6 protein-coding genes are annotated in these 6,282 nt (G+C 31.6%); 4 read left to right on the forward strand and 2 right to left on the reverse strand.

Annotated features, from left to right (window positions below; translation table 11 throughout):
• Positions 1 to 224 precede the first annotated feature (224 nt).
• Complete coding sequence (locus ACW9JY_RS08330; RefSeq protein WP_457283999.1) at positions 225 to 1,088, forward strand: ABC transporter ATP-binding protein; 864 nt, start codon at positions 225 to 227, stop codon at positions 1,086 to 1,088.
• The gene (locus tag ACW9JY_RS08335; protein ID WP_457283994.1) at positions 1,085 to 1,891 is read left to right on the forward strand and encodes an ABC transporter permease subunit; all 807 of its coding nucleotides are present in this window, start codon (positions 1,085 to 1,087) and stop codon (positions 1,889 to 1,891) included. The genes ACW9JY_RS08330 and ACW9JY_RS08335 overlap by 4 nt, the downstream gene beginning before the upstream one ends.
• A 5-nt stretch (positions 1,892 to 1,896) precedes the next feature.
• Here ACW9JY_RS08335 and ACW9JY_RS08340 read toward each other — a convergent pair whose 3' ends face one another.
• Together ACW9JY_RS08340 and ACW9JY_RS08345 are read right to left on the reverse strand one after the other, a co-directional pair.
• Positions 1,897 to 2,331, reverse strand: a complete 435-nt coding sequence (locus ACW9JY_RS08340) for a hypothetical protein (RefSeq protein ID WP_457283995.1) — start codon at positions 2,329 to 2,331, stop codon at positions 1,897 to 1,899.
• Entirely contained in the window at positions 2,328 to 2,726 is a 399-nt protein-coding gene (locus ACW9JY_RS08345; protein ID WP_457283996.1) for a transposase, read from the reverse strand. The genes ACW9JY_RS08340 and ACW9JY_RS08345 overlap by 4 nt, the downstream gene beginning before the upstream one ends.
• A gap of 235 nt (positions 2,727 to 2,961) precedes the next feature.
• On the opposite strand from ACW9JY_RS08345, the gene ACW9JY_RS08350 reads away from it, so the two are divergent.
• Both ACW9JY_RS08350 and ACW9JY_RS08355 read left to right on the forward strand, forming a co-directional pair.
• Positions 2,962 to 4,032 (forward strand): aldose epimerase family protein, encoded by a 1,071-nt coding sequence (locus ACW9JY_RS08350; RefSeq protein WP_457283997.1) that lies wholly within the window; start codon positions 2,962 to 2,964, stop codon positions 4,030 to 4,032.
• 56 nt (positions 4,033 to 4,088) lie between these two features.
• Positions 4,089 to 6,239 carry a Tex family protein gene (locus ACW9JY_RS08355; protein WP_457283998.1) on the forward strand — a complete coding sequence of 717 codons (2,151 nt, stop codon included), beginning with the start codon at positions 4,089 to 4,091 and terminating at the stop codon, positions 6,237 to 6,239.
• Positions 6,240 to 6,282: the final 43 nt, after the last annotated feature.

Below are 6,282 nucleotides of genomic sequence, written 5' to 3' on the forward strand. Positions count from 1 at the left end.
CACTTATTCCTTTTTACCAAACGCCTTCCAATCTTTGATTAACTAACCTTTTCGATTAGTAAGATCAATATAAAATATTAATCTTCAAAGGAATGTTCCCCTCTCTATTTTTATATTCTGGAAACATAATTTTTTATATTCTGACAATATAACTTTGTTAAAATTTATATTAATTATATACAATTAATTTAATTCAAAGTGAGGGGGTACCCGATTTGATAAAAGTGGAGAATATCAAAAAATACTATGGAAAATACCTCGGAGTAGAGGACATTAGCTTTAAAATAAAAAAAGGAGAAATATACGGCCTTATAGGTCCTAATGGTGCTGGGAAAACAACTACTATAAGAGCTATGATGGGTATGATTTCAATTGATGAAGGGCGAATTACAATTGGGGATAAAAACATCCCACACGACCTTAAGCATATAAAAAATAAAATTGGTTATCTTCCTGGAGAAGTCAATTTTTATGAAAATATGAGAGTAAAAGATTTTTTTGATTTTAACGATAGATTTTATAAAAATATTGATAAGAAATATGAAAAAGAGCTAATAGACCTATTAGAACTTGAAACAAACAAAAAGTTCAAAGAACTTTCAATGGGAAACAAGAAAAAAGTTGGAATAATACAAGCCATTGTACACAGACCCGAATACATAATCTTTGATGAACCTACCAACGGTTTAGACCCTCTTTTGCAGCATAAATTATATAATATTTTAGAAAAAGAAAAAGAAAGAGGTGCCACAATTCTTTTTTCATCACATATTTTATCGGAAGTTGAAAAAATTTGTGATAAAGTAGGGATAGTAAAAAAAGGAAAAATAATGAAAGAAAGTAATATTGAAGAGTTAGCTAAGGTATTTAAAAAAACAATAACGATCTATAAACTCAAAGAAATATATAAATTCAAAGATTTTGAAATAAAAGAACAGGCGGATTCTTATATAACTTATTTAGTAAAAAACGATGATTTAAATAGTTTTTTTGAAATTTTATCTAAATGTTCGTATGAAGATATAGAAATAAAAAGACCGTCTCTCGAAGAAATATTTATCGATTATTACAGGAGTGATGAAGAATGAACTTCAATTTATTAAAAAAAGAGCTTAAATTTACTTATAAAAATACAATATTATGGTCATTGTTGTTTGTTTTATTTACGGGTATGTATATACCTATGAGTAATCAAATCCTTTCTCAGTCTAATAATGTATTAGAATTAATTAATAATATGCCCAAATTTTTACTCGAATCTTTCGACTTTAGTGAACAAATATTCACTAAACCAGAAGGTATATTCGGGTCAGAAGGTATGAGCTTTGTTTATTTATTGGGAGCTGTTTTTTCAGCGATGCTTGTAGGAAAAGTTTTTGCAGATGAATATGAAAAAGGAACTATAGAATATTTGAGCGTAAAGCCAATAAGTAGATCTACTTTATACATAACTAAATTCACGAATATAATGATAAATATATTATTTTTAAACATTATTTTTACCATTTCGGTTGTTTCTATGTACGCTATTTTTATGGAATATGAATATAATCCAGAAATATTGTTGGCTTTTGGAATATATTCGCTCACAGTACAAATATTTTTCTCTTCAATTTCTGTGATAATAAGCATACTCACCCAAAACAATTCTTCAAACTTGGGTATCTCACTTAGTATACTAATTTTCATGTATTTTGGAGATACTATGGCAAAGACTATAGAGGCAACAAGTTGGATAAAATACTTCAGCATATTTAATTATATTCCTTTGATGGAAACTGTTTTAGAAGAAAAAATCTTTTGGGTAAATTCCTTAATAATTTTACTAATATCTTTTGGAATATATTATTTTTCTTATTACCTATTCAAAAATAAAGATATTAATGTATGAAACTTTCAATGTTTTGTATATTTTCCAACCAAACCGACTTCGTGTTTCAAACGTCTCATCTTTTTATGATTGATAATTATTCCATATTTTTCCTTGAAATACTCACACAGCTTAGTAGAACCTATAGTTTTTTGCTTTGAGCCATACTTATTGAGATGTTCCTTGATTTTTATCAGTTCAGCGATTACAAATTCATCAGGAACCTTATCACCATTCACAGTATAGCAAAAACCTCGAGTTTTAGAATTAGAATGCTTTTTCTTTGACAAAGAACTTGTATCCAAGAAGAGTCTTGTCTTATAATAATAAGTTCTAGGGTTCACGTTGAACGCTTCAAAAAGATAAGAAAGAGAAACGCCGTACTCTCGATGTAACCTATTGATATATAGGATATCCAAAATGGGTGTAGATTTTGAATCAGCATGTTTATTTTCCATCATTTTCTCTGATTCAAATTTTTTTTTACAAACTCAACTTGTTCTCTAAGAACTCTGATCTCAATATCCTTTTCGATCACCAAATCTTTCAAAGCTTGAAGAGTCTGAGCGAGATCGGGATATTCCATACAAAGTCGAGAAATCTCATCCAAATCGACACCGGCATTCTCGTAAACCACAGGAGGAACCTTAGAACCACGAGAAACTATGTAATTTTTATTGAAAGAGCCATTGAAAAAGCAAGAATAATTCTCACCAGAATCTCTAAACTTCTTAATCCACTTATAGATATTTCTGGTAGGGATGTTGTAAGTTTTACTAAGTTGAGAACAAGAAACACCTTTTTCGACATGCTCTTTAACAACGTTGGCTTTTAACTCTGGGGGGTAAGACTTCACAAAAATCACCTCTTTTAAGAATATATATTTATTATACTACCACGCCCCTCAAATAAGAAAATGTCATAAGGACCTATCGTAAGCGTTTTCTAATTAAAAATTATCGCTAACTTCAATAAACTTTTCTTTCTTTTCAAAAACACAAATAAGAAAGAGGGGATGGTTTCCTGACAAGGTATCTCCCTATATGATATAATATTATTGGATATTAGAAAAAATAAAAGGGGGATATCGAGTGTCAATTTTAGAACATATTGAAAAAAATCAATGGAGATATACAACAGAAGGCATTCCAGTAACTTTGTTCACATTAAGAAACGAGAATGGAATTACGGTACAAGTAACAAATTATGGTGCTACTTTGGTTTCTTTGTACTTACCTGACAAAAAGGGAGAACTGGAAGACATAATTTTAGGATTCGATACTGTTTCAGATTACGAAAAACCCAACCCACAGAATCCCTTTTTCGGTGCTACAATAGGGCGACATGCAAATAGAATAAAAAACGGGCAATTCTCACTTGAAGGAAAAAATTACACTTTAGCTCAAAACGATAATTCAAACCATCTTCATGGGGGAATAAAGGGGTTTCAAAAACAGATATTTCAAGCGACAGCTTTTACAACCGTCGAAGGACCTTCTGTTCGGTTCAAACGTTTAAGCCACGATGGTGAAGAAGGTTATCCAGGAAACTTACGTGTAAGCGTTACTTACACATTAACCAACGATAATGAATTAAAGATTTCTTATACCGCAACTACTGATAAAACTACTATTATAAATTTGACAAATCACAGTTATTTTAATTTAGCAGGAGAAGGTAGAGGAAATATTTTTGATCACCAGTTAGAACTTTTTGCTAATCATTATACACCTGTAGATGAAACGTTAATCCCCACCGGAGAAATAAAAAGTGTCAAAAACACACCTTTTGATTTTACAGTCCCAAAAATTCTCGGTGAGGTGCTCAAGGATCTGAAAGATTCTCCGTTAGAAGGAATAGATCATAATTTCGTATTAAACAAAGAAAATAGCAAAATATCCTTAGCTGTAAGGTTGGTTGAACCCACAAGTGGAAGAGTGATGAAGATATACACAACCGAGCCTGGGATTCAAATATATACAGGTAATTTTGTTGATACATACGGAAAAGAAGGAAAACACTACGGAAAATATTCTGGAATAGCTTTGGAAACACAGCATTTTCCAAACTCTCCAAACCAGAAAAACTTTCCTTCCACAATTTTAAGACCCTCAGAAGTGTACTCTTCAACAACAATTTACAAATTTTCTATCGTGAATTAGAGAAAATTTAGATTTTCTAAATTAGTAAAATACATTGTTTTATGGAGGTAAAAGTATTGGATATAATCAAAACAATAACAGAAGATCTGAACATAAAATTATTTCAAACTGAAAACACTGTAGAATTATTAAATGAGGGAAACACCGTACCTTTTATCAGCAGGTATCGAAAAGAAAGAACGGGTAATTTAGACGAAGAAAAGATTAGGCAAATAGAAGAGTTATTTAAATATTATCAAAACTTAGAAGACTACAAAAAAACTGTCTTAAAAAGCATTGAAGAACAAGGCAAATTAACAGATGAGCTAAAAGAAAAGATCATCAACACCAAAAAGATGACTGAATTGGAAGATCTGTATCTTCCTTACAAAAAAAGAAAGAAAACCAATGCCGACAAAGCTATAGAAGCTGGTCTTGAACCTGCAGCAAACAAAGTGTTGTTAGGTAATATCAAATCTTTAGATGAATTAGAAGAATTTGTATCTGAGGAATACGATAATATAGACAAAGTGGTAGAAGGAATTTCCTACATAATAGGTCAAACATTTGCCCATGACAAAGACAATCGGGAAAGTCTCAGAAAGTATTACGAAAAATTCGGTAAGATTCACTCTGAAAAGAAGAAAGAGTTTATCGAAGAAGCCACTAAGTACGATATGTATCACGAATTCACACAAGAAATTTCAAAAATCCCAAATTACAGGGTTCTAGCTTTAAACAGGGGCGAAAAAGAAAAAGTTTTAAATGTAAAATTAATTATTGATGATGAGTGGCTTGATAAAGAAAAATCTAAATATAAAACAGGAAATGAGATCTGCGATGAAATTATATCCAAAGGTTTGAACTATGGTTTCACAAATATGTTAAACCCCTCAATAGAAAGAGAAATAAGACAAAACCTAACAGAAAAGGCAGAAGAAGGGGCGATAGATCTCTTTGCCAAAAATCTCAGACAATTATTATTAACCCCCCCTTTAAAAAACAAAAGGATCTTAGCAATTGATCCTGGTTTCAGAACGGGGTGTAAAGTTGTGGCATTGGATGAAATGGGAAATTTTCTCGCTAACGATACGATATTTCCCGTTCCTCCACAAAATGATATAGAAAACTCAGAGAAAATTATGATGGGTTTAATTCAAAAGTATAATGTAAATCTAATAGCGATAGGTAACGGAACAGCTTCACGAGAAACTCAACAATTCGTCGTTGACTTAATAAAGAAAAATAATTTGAATCTTAAGTACATATTCGTTGATGAATCTGGAGCTTCTGTTTATTCCGCTTCTAAGTTGGCAAAAGAAGAGTTCCCAGAATACGATGTAACTGTCCGAGGAGCTATAAGTTTAGGAAGAAGAATACAAGACCCTCTTGCAGAATTTGTAAAAATTGACCCAAAATCTATAGGTGTTGGACAGTATCAACACGATGTCAACCAAAAAAAGTTGAAAGAAAAGCTCGACGCAACTGTGGAAAGCGTGGTTAACCTCGTTGGTGTTAATTTAAACACAGCTTCATATTCTTTATTAGAATACGTTTCAGGAATAACAAGTAGCCTGGCAAAGAAAATTGTCCAATACCGTCAAAAGAATGGTTCATTCAATAAAAGAGCCGATCTCTTAAACGTAAAAGGCTTTGGAGAAAAAGCTTTTGAACAAAGTGCAGGATTTTTGAGAATAATAGATGGGGAAAACCCGCTAGAAATAACGGGAATACACCCAGAAAGTTATGAAGCAGCGGAAAAATTAATAAATATACTTGGCTACACCTTGGATGATTTAAAAATCAAAGAAAAATTGGACCCATTAAAATTAAAAGTTTCTCAACTTTTAAACGAAAAAGAAAATCTTAAATCAATATCGAAAGAATTGGAAATTGGTGAATATACATTGATCGATATACTGAAGGAACTTCAAAAGCCCGGCAGAGATCCAAGGGATGAAATGCCTCAACCTCAACTTATGGATGATATTCTAAAATTTGAAGATCTAAAAGAAAGTATGAGATTATCAGGTAAAATAACTAACATTACTGATTTTGGTGCTTTTGTAGATTTGGGAATAAAAGAAAACGGCTTGATTCATAAGTCAAACCTTGCTGAAAGATTTGTAGCTCATCCTACGGATATTGTGCAAATAAACGATATCGTAGAAGTGGAAATAATAAACATTGATAATGCACTTACTAAACGAAAAGTGTACCAAAAATAAGAGTCGGCTAAACGAAAAGTGTACCACCCTATCACACAAATCC

The sequence above is a fragment of the Petrotoga sp. DB-2 genome (genome assembly GCF_054051725.1).

Coding starts and splice junctions, on each gene's coding strand:
- ACW9JY_RS08335 (WP_457283994.1), top strand. CDS start 1,085: ATGAACTTCAATTTATTAAAAAAAGAGCTTAAATTTACTTATAAAAAT.
- ACW9JY_RS08340 (WP_457283995.1), bottom strand. CDS start 2,331: ATGATGGAAAATAAACATGCTGATTCAAAATCTACACCCATTTTGGAT.